General features: G+C 65.8%; 15 protein-coding genes. 9 read left to right on the top strand and 6 right to left on the bottom strand.

Going from position 1 to position 18,472, the window contains the following annotated elements; genetic code table 11:
- Positions 1-95: 95 nt before the first annotated feature.
- From EB836_RS09960 to EB836_RS09935, 6 genes are all read right to left on the bottom strand, one after another.
- Positions 96-2,366, bottom strand: coding sequence for an MMPL family transporter (locus EB836_RS09960; protein WP_135539956.1), 2,271 nt, complete (start codon positions 2,364-2,366; stop codon positions 96-98).
- 127 nt (positions 2,367-2,493) lie between these two features.
- Entirely contained in the window at positions 2,494-3,060 is a 567-nt protein-coding gene (locus EB836_RS09955; protein ID WP_096159805.1) for an isochorismatase family protein, read from the bottom strand.
- A gap of 90 nt (positions 3,061-3,150) precedes the next feature.
- Entirely contained in the window at positions 3,151-4,029 is an 879-nt protein-coding gene (locus EB836_RS09950) for an SIP domain-containing protein (protein ID WP_096159807.1), read from the bottom strand.
- Between the two features lie 102 nt (positions 4,030-4,131).
- Complete coding sequence (locus EB836_RS09945) at positions 4,132-4,752, bottom strand: GrpB family protein (RefSeq protein WP_135539954.1); 621 nt, start codon at positions 4,750-4,752, stop codon at positions 4,132-4,134.
- Positions 4,753-4,837: 85 nt separating this feature from the next.
- Positions 4,838-5,314, bottom strand: coding sequence for a DoxX family protein (locus EB836_RS09940; protein ID WP_096159809.1), 477 nt, complete (start codon positions 5,312-5,314; stop codon positions 4,838-4,840).
- Between the two features lie 95 nt (positions 5,315-5,409).
- Entirely contained in the window at positions 5,410-6,606 is a 1,197-nt protein-coding gene (locus tag EB836_RS09935; RefSeq protein WP_096159811.1) for a type II CAAX endopeptidase family protein, read from the bottom strand.
- A 265-nt stretch (positions 6,607-6,871) separates the two neighbouring features.
- Between EB836_RS09935 and EB836_RS09930 the strand changes: the two genes are divergently transcribed.
- From EB836_RS09930 to iolB, 9 genes are all read left to right on the top strand, one after another.
- Positions 6,872-8,434: an APC family permease gene (locus EB836_RS09930; protein WP_135539952.1), complete on the top strand. Its 1,563-nt coding sequence runs from the start codon at positions 6,872-6,874 to the stop codon at positions 8,432-8,434.
- A gap of 1,074 nt (positions 8,435-9,508) precedes the next feature.
- Positions 9,509-10,063 carry a hypothetical protein gene (locus tag EB836_RS09925; RefSeq protein WP_135539950.1) on the top strand — a complete coding sequence of 185 codons (555 nt, stop codon included), beginning with the start codon at positions 9,509-9,511 and terminating at the stop codon, positions 10,061-10,063.
- 500 nt (positions 10,064-10,563) lie between these two features.
- A complete protein-coding gene (gene argG, locus EB836_RS09920; RefSeq protein ID WP_135539948.1) occupies positions 10,564-11,985 on the top strand; it encodes an argininosuccinate synthase in 1,422 nt (473 codons plus the stop codon).
- A 370-nt stretch (positions 11,986-12,355) separates the two neighbouring features.
- Complete coding sequence (locus EB836_RS09915; RefSeq protein WP_135539946.1) at positions 12,356-13,540, top strand: Gfo/Idh/MocA family oxidoreductase; 1,185 nt, start codon at positions 12,356-12,358, stop codon at positions 13,538-13,540.
- Complete coding sequence (locus tag EB836_RS09910; protein ID WP_135539944.1) at positions 13,537-14,565, top strand: sugar phosphate isomerase/epimerase; 1,029 nt, start codon at positions 13,537-13,539, stop codon at positions 14,563-14,565. The genes EB836_RS09915 and EB836_RS09910 overlap by 4 nt, the downstream gene beginning before the upstream one ends.
- Positions 14,566-14,598: 33 nt before the next feature.
- Positions 14,599-15,366: a GntR family transcriptional regulator gene (locus tag EB836_RS09905; RefSeq protein ID WP_135539943.1), complete on the top strand. Its 768-nt coding sequence runs from the start codon at positions 14,599-14,601 to the stop codon at positions 15,364-15,366.
- A 250-nt stretch (positions 15,367-15,616) separates the two neighbouring features.
- Positions 15,617-16,609: a 5-dehydro-2-deoxygluconokinase gene (gene iolC, locus EB836_RS09900; RefSeq protein WP_135539941.1), complete on the top strand. Its 993-nt coding sequence runs from the start codon at positions 15,617-15,619 to the stop codon at positions 16,607-16,609.
- The gene (locus EB836_RS09895) at positions 16,606-17,532 is read left to right on the top strand and encodes a deoxyribose-phosphate aldolase (RefSeq protein WP_135539939.1); all 927 of its coding nucleotides are present in this window, start codon (positions 16,606-16,608) and stop codon (positions 17,530-17,532) included. The genes iolC and EB836_RS09895 overlap by 4 nt, the downstream gene beginning before the upstream one ends.
- The gene (iolB, locus tag EB836_RS09890) at positions 17,529-18,452 is read left to right on the top strand and encodes a 5-deoxy-glucuronate isomerase (RefSeq protein WP_135539937.1); all 924 of its coding nucleotides are present in this window, start codon (positions 17,529-17,531) and stop codon (positions 18,450-18,452) included. The genes EB836_RS09895 and iolB overlap by 4 nt, the downstream gene beginning before the upstream one ends.
- The last annotated feature ends 20 nt before the right edge of the window (positions 18,453-18,472 follow it).

Here is an 18,472-nt window from a genome sequence, read left to right as displayed (position 1 = left end):
ATGCATGCCGACGGGGTGCGAACCGAGGCGGCCGGAGGCGATGAGTGTCCTCAACGCCTCGGCCGCCTCAATTCTCACCGGCACACCTCACCGGTTCAGTGCTTGCCGTGGTGCGATCCGGAACCGAGGGACGCATACTCCCCGTCGGCCGGCGCGTGGGTGCGGTCCGAATCTTCGCCGAAGTGCGTGATCGACCTGTTCGGCCACCACATCCTGCTGCCGACGAGTCCGAAGATCGCGGGCACGATGATCGTGCGCACGATGATCGTATCGACGAGCACGCCGACTCCGACGATGAGGCCGAGCTGACCGAGCACCATGAGCGGCAGCATGCCCAGTGCCGCGAACACTCCGGCCAGGACGATGCCGGCGCTGGTGATGACCCCACCGGTGTGGGCGACGGCCTCGACCATGCCCTGCCGGCCGCCGTGGAGGACCGACTCCTTCTTCGCCCGGTGGGCGAGGAAGATCGAGTAGTCGATGCCGAGCGCGACGAGGAAGAGGAACGCGAGGATCGGCACCTGCGCATCGAGCGCTGACTGGCCGAAGAACGTCCGGGACAGGAAGGCACCGAGTCCGATCGCCGCCGCCGAGGACACCAGGTTGACCAGCAGCAGGGCGAACGCCGCGATCGGAGCCCGGAGGATGACCAGCAGGATGAGGAAGCTGATCGCCAGGACCATCGGAACGATCGTGAAGAAGTCCTGCTGGTTGCCGTCGCGGGCGTCGAGTTCCGTCGCCGCGGCCCCGCCGACCTCGGCGTTCGCCTCGTCGATGGCGTGGACGTCGCTGCGGATGTCCTCGACCAGGTCGAGCCCCTTCACACTGTCGGGCGCGAACTCGCCGGTGACCATGATCTTCGTGACCGAAGTGCCGTTGATTCTCGTGTCATCGATCGCCGCAGCGCGCACGACGCCGTCCATATCGGATACCGAATCGACGACCTGGTCGGCGTGGTCGGTGTCGGCGACGATCCAGATCGGCTGCGATTCGCCGGGCGGGAAGTGCTCGGACAGAACGTCGAGGCCCTGCGCCGATTCGGACTGAACCCGGAACTTCTCGGTCTGGTCGAGTCCGATCGAGGACCCGATGAAGCCGGTGGCCATGACGCCGAGGATGACGATGCCGGCGCCGAGGTGGAGCCCGGGTCTCCGGACCACGCGAGTGGCGATGGTGCGCCAGATCGAGGGCTTCGCCGAGGCGGCTCTGTCCTTGGTGCCGGCCGCGCGGTCGGCGAGCTCCCGCGCCGAGTGCGGGGCTGCCTCGGCGGGGGTGGTGGCCTCATCCGAACTCTGCGTTGCGATGGCGTCTTCGGCCTTCGGGACGAAGGGCCAGAACACTCGCTTGCCGCAGATCGCGAGCACGGGCGGCAGGGCGATGAGCACCGCGGCAGCGGAGATGATGAGGCCGACCGCGGCCGTGATGCCCAGACCGCGGGTGCCGGGGATGACGGCGAAGACGAGGCTGAGCAGGGACAGGACGACGGTAAGGTTCGAGGCGAGGATCGTCGTCGCGGTGTGGGCCCAGGCCTCGGCGAGTGCCTTGCGGGGGTCGATGTGGCGACTGAGCTCCTCGCGGTAGCGGGAGATGAGCAGCAGCGCATAGTTCGCTCCGGCACCGAAGACGAGGACGCTGATGATGCCGGCGTCGAACTGCAGGTCGAGCCAGTCGCCGACGGCCGCGGTCACGGTGGAGGCGAGCCCGTCGGCGGTGCCGATGACGATGAGCGGCAGCAGCCACAGGATGGGTGAGCGGTAGGTGATGATGAGCAGGATGGCGACGATGACGATGGTGACGATGAGGAGGGTGAAGTCGGCACCGTCGAACGCCGAGGCGATGTCCGCACCGATCGCCGGACCGCCGGTGACCAGCAGGGACATGCCCTCATCTGTGAGTCCTGAGGCGGTCGGGTCATCGGCGATGGCGGTCCGCAGATCGTCGACGGTCTCGGCCGTGTCCGAGTTCGTCAGGCCCACGGTGATCGGCACCATGAGCAGGGCGGCCTGCTTGTCGTCGCTGAGTATCGGTCCGGTCACCGTCTCATCGGATTCGTCCCCGACGGTTTGGCCGAGCGAGGTGCCGAGCTTCTTCAGCTGCGTCTGGTCGTCGGCGGACAGTTCGGATCCGTCGTCGTTCGAGGCCACGACCATGACGGACTGCCTGTCGGCATCGGGGAACTTGTCGAGGGTCTGCTGGGCCTGGGTGGATTCGGAGTCGGCCGGAGCGGTTTCGTTGGCCCGGTCCTCGCCTGCTCCGGACAGCAGTCCGAAGATCAGTGCGACGAGGACGACGACCCCGCCGAGGACGAGCCACGAACCGCGCTTCGATGTCAGTGTGTGTGCGGATTTCGCGAGGAATGAGTTCATGACTCAAGTCCATCAATTCACCTCCCGGGGCACATCGCCAAAGAGTTCGGACCTGGTCTGCAACTTTCGATGGAGAGAACGCACTGACCTGGGCAGACGCTCTGACCGGGGGCGGCGGGTCAGCGCCTCATGCCAGGCCGGCTCCGGCCTTCTCCATCTCTCTCAGCGCGGCCGCGCTCGTGTCCTCACCGACCCCGGCGACGAGGTCGGTGAGGACGCGGACACCCACACCCGAGTCCAGAGCGTCGAGGGTGGAGGCGCGCACGCAATGGTCGGTGGCGATGCCGACGACGTCCACCTCGGTGACGGTGAGGTCGTGAAGAAGATCGCCGAGGCTGCTCCCCGTTTCCGTGGTCCCTTGGAAGGCCGAATAGTCGGGTCTGCCTTGGCCCTTGCGAACGTGGTGAGTGATCACTGCGGTGGACAGCAGCGGGTCGTATTCGGCCCCGGTGGTGCCGGCGACACAGTGGACGGGCCAGCTGTCGACGAAATCCGGGGTGTCGCTGAAATGGCCGCCGTTGTCGCTGTCGGCATCATGCCAGTCGCGGGAAGCGATGACGGCATCGTAGTCCCCGGCGTGGGCGGCGAGGTGGCGGCTGATGCCTTCGGCCACGCGGTCGCCGCCGGTCACGCCGAGCGCGCCGCCTTCGGTGAAGTCGTTCTGGACATCGACGATGAGGAGTGCCTTGGCCATGCTTCGAGCATAGGCGTTTCTCTGTCGAATTCCAGGGGTGCGGGGACACGAGTGTGCGCAGGAACCTGGGTGCGGGAACGACGACGGCGTTCAGCCGGTGGCTCTGTCGGCGAACCAGTAGAACTGGGAGAACTGCTGCGATCGGCCCAATCCGAGTTCGCCCTTGACGAATTGGCGGACATCCTTGATCAGTCCCCGCTCCCCCGCCGCCCAGACGTAGAGGCCCTCGGTATCGAGGTCGAGCCCGCCGAGGAGGGAGGTCAGGGAACGGCCCGCGCGGTTCTGCGGGGCCAGCGAGGGGGCGGATTCCGTGGGCGCCCAGTGCCATGTCGCGTTCGGGTGCTCGGACTGCGGGAGTCCGGACACCTCGTCAGCAGCGGCGGCGATCGCCACGGTCACTGCCACCTCGGCGGGGACGGCTTCGCACCAGGAGTTGATCGCCGGAAGCGCAGTGAGGTCCCCCGCGAGGAGGAGGTGAGAGGTGTTCTCGGGCAGGTCGATGCGGGCCGGGGTGAGCGCTGCTTCGATCCTCTCACCGGGGCGGACGTGGGCCGCCCACCGCGCAGCCGGGCCGATGTCGGCGGTGTGATCGGTGGCGGCGGTCTGCCGGTCGGCGGCTGCTGCCGAGTGGAGGCTCGTCGTTTCGTCAGCACTGGATCCCACGTCGACCGGACGTGGCGCCCCGAGGTCGCCGTGGAGGACGAAGTCGAGGGCGAAGGTCCCTGCCTCGAGATCGATGGCCGAGAACGTGTAGCCGCGCTGGCTCAGATGCCCGTCGCCCTTCTCGGGATGCGGGAACCACAGGCGGGTCCACAGTGTCGGAAAGACATCGTCGAGCTGGGCCAGCAGCTCGGGGCCGGAGAAGTGGATCCGACGGTAGGTCGGGGTGAAGTCCTCGATGCCTGTGACGACCACTTCGTGGTTGGTGATGCGGAAGAGCCGCATCACCCCGCGCTGCCAGTTGACCATGTGCCCACCTTTCCCGTATCCGCACTTTGCTTAGCCTACCCTAATTAAGTGACGGGGAGTATGTGACGGGTGGCGGGAGGTGGCGGGTGGAGGCTCAGATACTCACTCCCACCCTTCGGCCTCGAAAATGCGGCGATAGATCTCGCGGACCACCGCCTGTTTGCGAGCGTTGTAGTCCATGCCGGTCTCGCCGAGAGCATTCGACTGCGCGGCCGCGGCCGACTTCACCGCCTGATAGCGTTCACGGTCATCCCCGTGCCTGCGAAGGTGATCTCGGAACAGCCGCATCCGCGCGACTTCCGCACAGCGAGGACCGAAGACGTGGAGATGGCAATCGAGCTGTCCCGGGTCCGGATCGAGCCGCTTGAGCATGCGATGTTCGTACCAAGCGGGCTCGCGTACGGTGAGGCCGAATCCGATCGAGTTGAGTACGGGAACGTAGCCGGCTTCATCCCGGGGATCGGTGACAACGAGTGCCATGTCGATGATCGGCTTCGCTCTCAGCCCCGGCACCGAGGTGGACCCCACGTGCTCGAGGCCGCCGAACGTTCCGATCGGGGACAGCGCCCGACGGATCCGGTGTGCTACCTCCGAGAAATAGTCGGCCCACGCGGGATCATGATCGACGATCTCGATCGGGGCGGGATTCCCAGTCGGCCGCACCCAGAGGTCGGGGTCCGTGACGTCGTTGAAGGTGACGATGTCGGCCGTCTCGGCGTACATCGGGTCAGCGAACACATCGCCCGGAGCTTCCGGGCCAGAGCCTCCATGGGCTGGGTGGCCGGGGTGGCCGGTGCCGGGTGGAGGCTCAGGCCTGCTTGAGGGCACGCTTCTCGGCTTTCTTCGCCGCCTTCTTCGCGGCCTTCTCGATCGCCTTGGTGCTGTCGCCGTCTCCGGCGATGAGGAGCAGCCCGCCGAGTGCGGCGAGGTTCTTCGAGAACTGGGTCTGGTGAGCCTTCGCGTCGCCGCCTTCCATCTCCCAGAAGGAGTGTCCGGCCAGAGTGGTCGGGATGAGCGAACCGGCGAGCGCAATTGCTGACAGCCGCGGCTTGATGCCGAGCAGCAGGGTGGCACCGGCGAGGATCTGCACGCCGCCGTTGATGCGCACGAGCAGCTCGTTGTCATCGGGCAGTGCGGGAACGTATTCGCGGATGGTGTCGAGAGTCGACTCGGCCATCGCCGCCTTTCCGGCCGGGTCCTTCACGGCCGAGAGTCCGCCGTTGATGAAGATCGGGGCGGTGAGCATCCGTCCTGCCGTCTGCAGCAGCGATGGTCCGAAAATCATGGAGTTCTCCTTTGGGTTGTGAGGAGTCGAGCCTAGCGGACGCCGAGGTCGCCCCTCAAAATCGGGGGCGACCTCGGCGAGAGGTCCGATCGGCTTCAGTCTCTCGGGGCCATCTCGGGCGTGGTCGGCGCTCCTGGCACAGCCGTGGCCGGTTCGACGGGGACCTCAGCACCGGCAGGGGCGGGTTTGATCTTGATGCCGAGTTCGGGCTGCCTGCGGAACTGACCGGTGGCGATGAGAACAGCGATGACGATCGCCGAGGTGATCCATCCGGAGACTCCGAGCAGAGTGATCAGCGCGGGATCCGGGGTCGGTCCGGACGTGCCCATGACCAGAGCGAGCAGCATGCCGGCCGAACCGTTGAGTGCGGCATGGGCGAAGACGGCCGGCCAGACCGAACCGGTGCGCAGACGCAGCCAGCCGAAGAGGATGCCGACCATCACACATCCGCCGACCATGAATCCGAGTCCGGTGATGTCGGGGCGGTTGAAGTTGTATCCGAGCAGGATCAGGGGTGCGTGCCACAGGCCCCAGATGACACCGACGATGAGCAGCGCCGGCCAGGTGCCCAAGGGCCGCAGGCTGGTGAGCAGCCAGCCTCGCCACCCGGATTCCTCTCCGAAGGTGACGATCACATTGAACAGTGATCCGAAGATCATGAGCGCAAGATAGATCGCAAGGGCGGCGACGATCGGCAGCGATTCCGCACCCGGGATGGACGCGAGCTGAGTCCTGAAGCCGGACAGCCCGGTGAGGTCGAGCGTGAGCCAACCGAGGGCCGAGGCGACGAGGTAGCCGAGGACCACGAGGACGAAGGTGCCGAAGAACGCGGCGACGGTCATCCAGATCACTCGGCCGATGGGGCGCAGCGGCCCGATTCCGAGGTAGCGCGGCACGCTCGCCATCGGTCGGCGGGCACGCTTGGCCCGTTTGCGCTGGACGGTGAGCGCGACGATGCCGGCGACCAGCGGCGAGAACATCATCACGGCCCCGTAGACCTGAACGGCGAGTGGATCACTGAGTCCCTTGCCGGAGATCCACAGCGGCAGGCAGACGAGCCAGGCCAGTGCGAATGCGATGACGACGAAGATGGCGACTTCGAGCCACGGCACCGTCGCAGGGACCACAGCGAGCGGTCGGCCCTTCGCATCGACGGCCGGGGCCGCCGGGACCGCAGGTTCGGCAGCCGCGAGCGATGCTGGGGTTTCGGGTGGCGCTGCTGTTTCGGTCGGTGTTTCGGCACCTGCCGGGCGGGCCGCCTCGGCGGATTTCCGGTTGGCTTCCGTGTACATGTTCACGGCTCCTCCTCGTTCCTCACCGGTGACCAGAACTCGACTCCCGGTGCTTTTCCTGGTTCCAACCTATGTCCCGCAGCGGTCTGCCACCTCCGCCGCGAGGATGAAATCGCGCTCAGTCGCGTGGACGAGATCCGCCGAGCGATCCGGAATCGGGGCGAGTGAGACGCGCGCGAACGCTTTCGTCTCCGTGCGGAGGAATCGGGGATACGATGACCGACAGAACCAGGATCAACGACGATTCGAATGAAGGAACATCACCATGTCCGATCATCTCTCCGACGACCACCATCCCTCGGGCGATCACAACTCCGCTGGCGGCCACCGCAACGCCGGGTCGCAGGGCGACCATCTCTCCGACTCCGACCACCTCGCGGTCCTCGGCTACGGCGACTCCTTCGAACGGTCGATGAGTCCGTGGGCGAACTTCGCACTCGGCTTCACCTATCTCTCCCCGCTCGTCGGCGTCTATTCGCTGCTGGCCGTCGCTCTGTCCACCGGTGGGCCGCCGGCGATCTGGTGGATCGTCATCGTCGCCTGCGGGCAGCTGCTCGTCGCACTCGTCTTCGGTGAGGTCGTCTCCCAGTTCCCCATCGCCGGCGGCATCTACCCATGGGCGCGTCGCCTGTGGAGCAAGCGCTATGCGTGGATGGCGGCCTGGGTCTACATCTGCGCGCTCATCGTCACCATCACCTCGGTGGCCGAGTTCGGCAGCGGATTCCTCGCCAGCCTCTTCGGACTCACACTCAACCGGAACACCACCCTCGTCCTCGGCCTCGCCCTGCTGGTGTTGGCCCTGGCGATCAACTTCTCCGGCACGAAATGGCTGGCCAGGATCGCCCGCATCGGTCTCTTCGCCGAACTCATCGGCGTCATCGGACTCGGCCTCTTCCTCCTCATCTTCGAACGCAAGCACAGCTTCTCCGTCTTCTTCGACACCATGGGCACCGCCGGTGACGGCAGCTATCTGCCCGTGTTCATGGGCGCCGCGATCGCAGGACTGTTCCTCTTCTACGGCTTCGAGGCCTGCGGCGATGTCGCCGAAGAGGTGTCGAATCCGGCGCGAGGGATCCCCAAGGCGATGCTCATGACGATCTTCGTCGGCGCGATCTCCGCCCTGTTCTCCTTCGGCGGCTACGTGCTCGCCGCCCCGAATCTGGAGGCGATCGTCGCCGGTGAGGTCGAGGATCCGATTCCGTCGATCCTCGAGGGCAGCCTCGGCACCGTCGGTGCGAAGCTCTTCCTGCTCGTCGCGATCCTCGCGTTCATCTCCTGCGTGCTCAGTCTCCAGGCCGCGGCCTCGCGGCTGATCTTCAGCTTCGCCCGGGACGGCATGATGCCCGGCCACCGCTGGCTGTCGAAGGTCGCCGACGGCACGAAGATCCCGCACAACGCGCTCATCGTCGCCTGCACGGCACCGGCGCTGATCTGCGTGCTCATCTGGTTCAACGACGGAATCCTCGTGGCCGTGACCTCCTTCGCGATCCTCGGCATCTACCTGGCATTCCAGATGGTCGTCGCCGGAGCCCTGCGGCAGCGGCTGAAGGGCTGGAAGCCCGCCGGGCCGTGGTCGCTGCGCGGGTGGGGGATCGTCGTCAACTTTGCGGCTCTGGCCTACGGGATCTTCGCCATGATCCTGCTCTCGCTGCCAGGGGATTCCGGATCGTTCTTCGCCGATTGGATCGTCCTCATCGGCCTCGTCGTCGTCCTCGTCGTCGGGTTCATCTACCTGTTCATCGCCCGCCCCGACCGGAAATCCGACGCCCCCGAAGACGACGCCATCGCCGTCGCCGAGGCGATCCGAGCCCACCGGGCGAAGATGTAGGGGCGGGCGCACTGGGATCCCCGAAGAGTGGTCGCAAACGGACTCCTCTCACGAACGTAGGTCGCAATCGGACACCTCCCTCGAACGTAGGTCGCAAACGGACACCACTCACGAATGTAGGTCGCAATCGGACATTTTCTGACCTCCGAAGTGTCCGATTGCGACCTAAGTTTCGGCCCGAATGTCCGTTTGCGACCACTGTTTCGCGAGCAGAATCCAGTAGCAGCCTCCTTTCTGCTCGCTTGGCATGGCCGTGATGGCGCACATCGCTGAGCCAACCTGGTCAACACAGAACCCACTTGGACACTCATACCTGTGCAAAGATTCGCCACTGCTCTCGCGACCACACCCGACCCACTCGTTTGCGCTTTGCTCTGAAGGAACACCGCCGGATACTTTTCGCTTTCGGAATCGACCGGGAGTGGCCGCCTCACCTTTGGCACGAATGCAACCCAGGAGTCCGCAGAGGCCCGCCCTCGAAGCGAATCTCCTGTTCAGGGTGCGGTCGGCACAGCCACCCGGATCCTCCCGTATGCGGCTCGCGAACCATCCATGGTCTGCTCGAGGCAACTGTCCGACTCACCTCCATTCAGCTGTGGACACCATCGCGGCTCGAGCGTGAACTGCCTGTGGATGGGCAACAGTCGACCACAACCGCCTCGGGCAGGTCTTCCCTCGCCCAGAACCCCCGTGAACTATCTGTGCATGAAGCATCCGGTGAACTATGCGCACTACCCAGCAGTCCTCTCGGTTTCGGAAGCGCGAGCGCGAGGAGCCTCCGAGTACGACATCAGGTCCGGGCGTGGTTTTCCTCCTGCCACGTGGGGTATCCGCTTCGACGGCTCTGTCTCCACCGAATTCCCGATACCCACTTGGGCAGATGACGCATGGATCGATGAGGCGCAGCTGTTGACGGCCATCGTCTACAGACACCCGGGGGTCGTCGCCTGCAGAGAAACTGCTGCACGCCTATTCGGGTGGCCGTTGCCCAGCTCACTCAGAAGCGACATTCTTCATCTGGGAACTTCGGACATCAACAAACGCATTCGCAGAAGAGGCATCACACTGCATCGAATGAGAACGCTCAGATCAATCGAGTGGTTGAAGTTGCCGGTCCTGAACCCACTTCAGGTATTCAGCCAGCTCGCTTCCGTCTGTTCGGTGGAGTCGCTGGTGAAAGTTGGTGACGCGGCGATCGGCAACTGGAAGAGCCCACCCCAATTCACGTTGGCGACTTTGACCGAGCACATCTCCGAAACAAAACACCTCAGGGCCAGGCCAAAGCTCGAAGCCGCTGTCGACCTCATTCGAGAAGACGTCGACTCGCCGATGGAAACAGACCTCCGCCTCTGGGCCATCTCCCGAAACCTGCCTGAACCAGAGGTCCACCCTGCCGTGTACTGTCCGACGATCGATCGCACCCTGCATCCCGACCTCGGCTACCCGAAGAAAAAGCTTGCGCTGGAGTACGAGGGAGATCATCACCGAATCTCCGAATACCAATGGGCTGCCGACATCGATCGAGTCAACGCGCTGAGAGCAGCCGGCTGGACCGTCATTCGGGTGACAAAATCGACCAGTCGTCAGCAACTCGAGCGCGATATCCGCCACCACCTCGGGCTGCAATGAAGAATATAGGTCACCATCGGACATTTCTGGCGGCAAAAAGTATCCGATAGCGACCTAACTTTCGACCCGAGTATCCGATAGCGACCAATATTCGCACGAAGCTACCGGGCCACCTGGCTGTCGCGAAGCCACCTGGTCGCGAGGCAACCGGGCCGTCGCGCAGCCAACGGGCTACCGGGCCTCGGTGCCGCTGTGAGGTGGGCCCTGCTCAGACCTCGAATTCGGAGGCGGAGACCCACCGCTGTGAGCGGCTTCGGTCAGGAGCGCTTCGAGGTCGCCGGAAGCCTCAGGGCGTACAGCGAACTGAGCCGCTGACGTCCTCTCGGTTCAGTCGCCGTAGGGAGAGCGCGGCGCGGGTCTGCGGCGAGGGTCCGCGGCGAGGGTGCACGGCGAGGGTCCGCGGCGCGGCAAACCGCAGACCACCCCCACCTGGCACATAAAAATACATAGCTATGCATAACAATTCGACACGTGGGGGATATGCCGTTAGGCTAGTGGACATGTCGAAAGTACTGTCTTCGCTCCCAGTCGGTGAGCACGTTGGAATCGCCTTCTCCGGCGGCCTGGACACCTCCTGCGCTGTTGCGTGGATGCGTCACAAGGGCGCCGTCCCCTGCACGTACACGGCCGACATCGGCCAGTACGACGAACCGGATCTGGAGTCGGTGACCGAACGCGCCAAGGAGTACGGTGCCGAGATCGCCCGCTTCGTCGACGCCAAGCGCCTGCTCGTCGAAGAGGGCTTCGTCGCCCTCCAGTGCGGCGCCTTCAACGTCCGCTCCGGCGGCAAGACCTACTTCAACACCACCCCGCTGGGCCGCGCGGTCACCGGCACCATGCTCGTGCGGGCCATGAAGGACGACGGCGTCGACATCTGGGGCGACGGCTCGACCTACAAGGGCAACGACATCGAGCGCTTCTACCGCTACGGCCTCATGGCGAACCCGAAGCTGCGCATCTACAAACCCTGGCTCGACTCGGAATTCGTCGAGGAGCTCGGCGGCCGGCAGGAGATGAGCGAATGGCTCGTCGAACACGGCTACCCCTACCGCGACTCCGCGGAGAAGGCCTACTCGACGGATGCGAACATCTGGGGCGCCACCCACGAGGCGAAGACCCTGGAGTTCCTCGACGCCGGCCTCGACATCGTCGAACCGATCATGGGCGTGGCCGCCTGGCGCGAAGACGTCGAGGTCAAGACCGAAGAGGTCTCGGTCCGCTTCGAGGCCGGCCGCCCTGTCGCCATCAACGGCGAGGAGTTCGACGACCCGGTGGCGCTGGTCTTCAAGGCCAATGAGATCGGCGGCCGCCACGGACTCGGCGTCTCCGACCAGATCGAGAACCGCATCATCGAGGCGAAGTCCCGCGGCATCTACGAGGCCCCGGGCATGGCGCTGCTGCATGTGACCTACGAACGCCTCCTCAACGCCATCCACAACGAGGACACCATCGCCCTCTACCACGAAGAGGGCCGTCGCCTGGGCCGCCGCATGTACGAAGGCCGCTGGCTCGACCCGCAGTCGCTCATGCTGCGCGAATCCATGCAGCGGTGGGTCGCCTCGGCGATCACCGGCGAGGTCACCCTGCGCCTGCGCCGCGGCGACGACTACACGATCGTCAACACCGAAGGCCCGAACCTGTCCTACCACCCGGAGAAGCTGTCGATGGAGCGCGTGGGCGACGCCGCCTTCGGCCCCGAAGACCGCATCGGCCAGATGACCATGCGCAACCTCGACATCGCCGACTCGCGCGCCCGTCTCGAGCAGTACGCGGCCATGGGCATCGTGTCCGGCCCGACCTCGGAGCTCGTGGGCTCGCTGGAGGCAGGCGGTGCGGAGGAGATCGCGAACTCCGGCGCCGAGGTGGATGAAGCCGGCGACCTCGCCGGACTGTCCGCGGCCTTCGACGCCGGCACGGACTGAGTTCCGCGCCGGACGGTTCGAGAGCTTCCGGAGACACTGCGCAGCATGAGACTCGCGGCCTCCGGCTGAGAACTGGAAGCGGCCGGCAGGTGCGCTCCACGATCTGATGGATCTTGGGGCTCACCTGCCGGCCGCTTCTTCTATTCACTGCCTGCGCGACTTCCGCGGGGCAACCCAAAAAATTTCATGTAATGACAAATAATGCTTTGAATTCTCTTTTGACCTGACAAATTTGCCTGTAGCGTGGTGACTGCGTCCCGCCCAGGGAACGACGGAGAGCACTGCTCGTCCATGCGCGCTGATTGCACGCACCGACGAAGCGCGCCTCACGTGCAGCACAGACACCCGCATGCATTCGAAGGAGAATCCCATGCCCCAGCGACTCGGAATCGCGGTCATCGGTGCCGGAATGGCCGGTCGAGCACACGCCGCTGCCTGGCGAGCCGCCCCTGCCGCCGGAATCGGAAGCCTGCCGGACCTCGAACTCGTCTCCGTCTGCGACATCGCCGGCGATCTTGCCGCAGCCACCGCCGCTCGTTACGGGTTCACCCGTCATGACACCGATTGGCAGCACATCGTCGACGCCGATGACATCGACATCGTCAGCGTCGTCGTCGCCAACTCCCTCCATCAGCAGATCGTCGAAGCCCTGTTGGCCGTGGGCAAGCACGTCCTGTGCGAGAAACCGCTGACCGACACCGTCACCGACGCCGAATCCATGGTCGCCGCCGCGAACGACGCAGACTCTGTCGCGCGCCTCGGCTTCACCTTCCGACGCGCACCGGGCCTCGCCGCGATCAAGGACTTCATCAACGACGGCACTCTGGGCGAGGTCCACCACATCAACGCCTGGTACTGGACCGATTACGCCTGCTCCCCCACTGCCCCGATGAGCTGGCGCTACCGCGGCGAACTTGGCAGCGGAGCTCTTGCCGATGTCGGCAGCCACCTCACCGACACCGTCGAATTCCTCGCCGGGCCCATCCGGAAGGTCTCCGGCGGACGTTTCCACACCGCCATCACCTCCCGCCCGCTCCCGCTGGGTCACGTGGTCGGACACGACCACGCCGAGGTCAGCGACGAATACGAACCGGTCGGCAACGACGACTACGCCGGATTCGGCGTCGAATTCCCCACCGGGGCCGGTTTCCTCCAAGTCTCGCGGATCGCCGCGGGCCACCCCAACAGCCTCGGAGTCGAAGTCTTCTGCGCCAACGGCTCCGCCGGCTTCGACTTCCGCTTGCCCGGCCAGATCGTCCTCAACCGCAGCATCGACGACGCGGCGGCCACCGGATTGACGACGATACAGCTGGGACCCGAGCACCCCTATATCGCGAACGGGCTGGCAATGGCCGCGCCCGGAGTGGGAGTGGGCCAAAACGACGGGTTCGTCTTCCAGGCCCGGGCCTTCCTCGATGAGGTCGCCGGCATCGCCGAGGCGGACTCCCTGCCTCGCTGTGCACCATTCTCCGATGGCCTGCATGCACTCCAGGTCCGAGATGCGGTCATCGACTCGGCCAACGACAACGGACATGAGAAAGAGGTTCAGTCATGAAATTCGGCGCCTACACAGCCATCCTGCACGACCGCCCGCTGCCCGAGGCCCTGACCGTGCTCAGAGAGCTCGGCCTCAGCGCGGCAGAGATCAACGTCGGCGGATTCCTCCCACCCGTCCATATGCCGACGATCGATGACATCCTCACCTCCGATGATGCGCGAGACGAGTACCTCGGCACCTTCGCCGAGGCGGGGGTCGAGCTGGCGGGCCTCAATGCCAATGGCAACCCGCTCCACCCCGATCCGCAGATCGGCCCGCCGACGCTGAGCGACATCGAACGTGCCATCGCCGTGGCGAACCGGCTCGGTCAGACTCGAGTGGTGACGATGTCCGGACTGCCGGGCGCGGACGCCTCGGCACCCAAACCGACGTGGGTCGTCAACCCCTGGGAGTCCTCACTGCTCGACACACTCGACGAACAGTGGGCCGCAGCCACCCCGATCTGGGCAGATCTCGATCGGCTCGCCGGCGACAATGGTGTGAAGATCGCCATCGAAATGCATCCGCACAACCTCGTATTCAATCCCGCCACACTCGAGCGTCTCGTCGAGAGCATCGGGGCTGAGAACGTCGGCGCGGAGATGGATCCCTCCCATCTGTTCTGGCAGGGCATCGATCCGGTCGCAGCGATCGAGCACCTCGGCGAACTCGTCGTCCATGCCGCGGCCAAGGATGTGCGCATCAACGAGGCCGCGAAGATCCACGGCGTCCTCGACGATCGGCACACGCGATTCACCGGCGAGCGGATCACCGAGCTCCGAGGCGGTGCCGCGATCAACGCATGGCCGCTGGGCTCCTCGTGGGACTTCGTCGCCCTTGGTCATGGCCACGACCAGGATTTCTGGAACCGGTTCATCTCGGCCCTGAAGAAGGTCGACCCGGACATCGCTGTGCACATCGAGCACGAAGACGAATCCCTGGGACGCATCGAGGGGCTGCAGACCGCCGCCGAGGTTCTGCTCACCGCTGCCGAGTCGGCGAATTCAGCGGGTCAGCCCTCGTCGGCTGCTCCCGCCGAGTAAGCTCAGACGCAGACCACGACAGGACAGGAGCACATGGCACGCGAACCCGAGACCGAACTGCCGGCAGAGTTCTTCGGTCCCCTCGATCGCTCCCCCGGAGCCGTGCCGCTCTATGTCCAGATCGCCCGCAGACTGGAAGCGGCGATCTCCTCCGGCCAGCTCATCGCCGGAACCCGGCTCGAGAACGAGGTGGCGATGGCCAAACGGATCGGCCTGTCACGACCGACCGTGCGCCAGGCGATCCAAGACCTCGTGGACAAAGGGCTGCTGGTGCGCAGACGCGGAATCGGAACCCAGGTGATCCAGCGCCCCGTCGCCAGGCCCGTCGATCTCACCAGCCTCTACGAGGACCTCGAGAAGTCTGGCAATCCGCCGAAGACCGTCGTCCTCTCCCACCGCGTCGAAGCCGCAGACGCCGACAATGCCGAAAGGCTGGGGGTGCCCATCGGATCCCCCAGCCTGCATCTGCGGCGCCTGCGCCTCATCGGGTCGACGCCGCTGGCCATCCTGCACAATGTCCTGCCCGCCCGATTCACCGATATCACCGCCGAGGAGCTCGTGAACTCCGGCCTCTACGAAACCCTGCGGGCGCGCGGAGTCGTGTTCTCCGTGGCCCAACAGCGAATCGGAGCGAAGGCGGCCGATGCGGAAGAGGGCGAGCTCCTGGAGATCGAAACGGGTGCGCCGCTGCTGACGATGCACCGCACCGCACACGACCACAGCGGAGGGATCGTCGAATGGGGCGACCACTGCTATCGCCCCGACCTCTACTCGTTCGAGACGACCCTCGTCTCCCGCTGATCGCCGAGCCCCCAAGGCCGCACCGAACCCTCGCCCCCATCCGCCGACCGGCGCACCCTCGCGGGCGCTGCCTCCGGCCGCTCATCCGCTCCGAGCTGCAGCCAGACCCTTCCGAGGACGCCGAAACAGCAAGGATTCCGCCGAAGGGGTGACGACGCGCACAAACAATGCTAATGTCATGACAAATACTTTGTCCTGACAAACGACTGATCCGCATCGGCACAGCAGCCGCGGGGAAGGAATGACGAGAATGACCTCATCGCCTGGCTCGGCTCCTCGAACCTCACCGTTCGACCTCATCACCATCGGACGCATCGGCGTCGACATCTATCCGCTGCAGGACGGCGTCGGCCTCGAAGAGGTCGAGACCTTCGGCAAGTACCTCGGCGGCTCCGCCTCGAACGTTGCCGTCGCCGCAGCCAAGCACGGCCTCGACGCCGCCGTCATCACCGCCACCGGCGATGACCCCTTCGGCCGGTACCTGCACAACGAGGTCGCCCGCCTCGGCGTCGACAACCGCTGGGTCGGCACGAACCCGAACTACAACACCCCCGTAACCTTCTGCGAGATCTTCCCGCCCGACGACTTCCCGCTCTACTTCTACCGCGACCCCAAGGCGCCGGACCTCGATCTGACCGAGTCCGACCTCGACCTCGAGGCGGTCGCCTCGGCGAAGATCTTCTGGTCCACCGTCACCGGGCTGAGCGTCGAACCCAGCCGCAGCACCCATCACGCCGCCTGGGCGGCGCGGGGGCGCGCCGAGCACACCGTCCTCGACCTCGACTACCGACCGATGTTCTGGCAGAGCCCGGAGATCGCCAGCGCCGAGGTGGGGCGCGCACTCGAACACGTCACCGTGGCCGTGGGCAACCGTGAGGAATGCGAGATCGCCGTCGGCGAGACCGAACCCGAGCGGGCCGCCGACGCACTGCTCGAGCGCGGCGTCGAACTCGCCATCGTCAAGCAGGGTCCCAAGGGCGTGCTCGCGAAGACCGCCGACGAGCGGGTCGAAGTTCCGCCCTACCCCGTCGACGTCACGAACGGCCTCGGTGCCGGTGACGGCTTCGGCGGCGCACTGTGCCAGGGGCTGCTGGCCGGCTGGGACCTCGAATACGTGCTGAAGTTCGCCAATGTCGCCGGCGCCATCGTGGCCACCCGCCGCGAATGCTCGACCGCGATGCCCGCCACCGAAGAGATCACCGCCGTGATCGGCACCAACGACCAGAAGGAAGCCCGCGCATGACATCGGATGCCCCCTCCCTCGACATCGTCACCGACGATGCCATCGCCGAACTGCGCGAGGCCCGTTTCACCGACCCCGGTGCCATCTCCCGAGCCTGGGCCTCCCGCTCCCGCCGCAGCATCAGCGGTCCGGATTCCCGTCTGTTCATCGTCGCCGCCGACCACCCCGCACGCGGGGCCATGAAGGTCGGAGACGATCCGCTGGCCATGGCCGACCGTGTCGATCTCGTCGCCCGGCTGGCCACCGCACTCTCTCGGCCCGGAGTCGACGGAGTGCTGGCCACCGCGGAGATCCTCGACGACCTCGCCTTCCTCGGGCACCTCGAGAACAAGCTGGCCGTGGGCTCGATGAACCGCGGCGGACTGGCCGGCTCCAGTTTCGAGATCGACGACCGTTTCACCGGTCACACCGTCGAGCGCATGTCTCGCGACGGAATCGACCTCGCCAAGACCCTGCTGCGGATCAATCTCGCGGACCCCGCCACCACCTCGGCGCTCATGGCCAATGCCGCAGCCGTGAACGCCTGCGCAGACACCGATCTGCCGGTGATGCTCGAGCCGTTCATGAGCGAATGGGTCGACGGCAAGGTGCGCAATGTGCTCACCCCCGAAGCCGTCATCCGGTCGATCGGCATCGCGCAGGGGCTCGGCACGACCTCGACCCACACTTGGCTGAAGATCCCCGTCGTCGACGACATGGAGCAGGTCATGGCAGCGACGACTCTGCCGACCCTGCTGCTCGGAGGCGAGCGCTCGGATGATCCCGAGGCGACCTTCCGCAGCTGGGAGAATGCCCTGGCACTGCCCGGTGTGCGCGGCCTCGTCATCGGCCGTTCGGTCGTCTACCCGGCCGACGGCGATGTCATCGGCTCCGTCGACCGCGCCGCCGCACTGGTCCACAGCACAGAAAGGATTCCGGCATGATCAACGAATGGTTCTACCCCCGCGGAGAGCTCGCCAGGGACGGCTTCGAGTCCGTCGTCGATTCGACTCTTCCGGGGTGGGCGCACACCGGGTTCCGCGCCGCCACGCTCGGCGGAGACCAGCCGAGCTCGGTCGAACTCGCCGCCGAGGCGGTCGAGAGGGTCTTCGTGCCGCTGGCCGGTGAGTCCTTCACCGTCGACTACGTCCTCGCCGACGGCACCACCGGCAGCCAGGAGCTGGCCGGTCGGACCTCGGTCTTCCACGGACCGGCCGACTGTCTCTACCTACCCACCGGCTCCAGTGCCACGGTCACCTCGGCGAAGGGTCGGATCTCGGTCTCCGAAGCACCGACGACGGAGACGCGCCCCGTCCAACACCTCCCCGCTGCCGAGGTCCCGGTCGAACTGCGCGGTTCGGGAATCTCGAGCCGACAGGTCCACAACTTCGCGACCCCGGCGGGCCTCGACTGTGTGAAGATCATCGCCTGCGAGGTCATCACTCCGGGCGGCAACTGGTCATCCTATCCCCCGCACAAGCACGACGAGGCGATCGCCGGTTCCGAGTCCCGCCTCGAAGAGATCTACTACTTCGAGACCGCGGTTTCGCGTGCCTCGAACGCACCGGCCGAGGCCGATCCCTTCTCCCTGTTCTCGACCTACTCCTCGGCCGCCGGCGAGATCACCACCTCGGCGACGGTGCGCACAGGCGATATCGCCCTCGTCCCCTACGGGTACCACGGCCCCCTCGCCGCCGCACCCGGCTACGACAACTACTACCTCAATGTCATGGCCGGCCCCGATGACGAACGCATCTGGCTCATCAGCGACGACCCCGCCCACGGCTGGGTCCGCGAGGAATGGGACGACCTCGAGTTCGACTCTCGGCTGCCCTACACCGCGGACGAACAGAACCCCGCCTAGAGACATCAGACTTCGAAGGA

Source organism: Brevibacterium sp. S111 (genome assembly GCF_004745075.1).
Taxonomy (GTDB): domain Bacteria; phylum Actinomycetota; class Actinomycetes; order Actinomycetales; family Brevibacteriaceae; genus Brevibacterium.
This window is presented reverse-complemented; position numbering and strand designations above follow the sequence as displayed.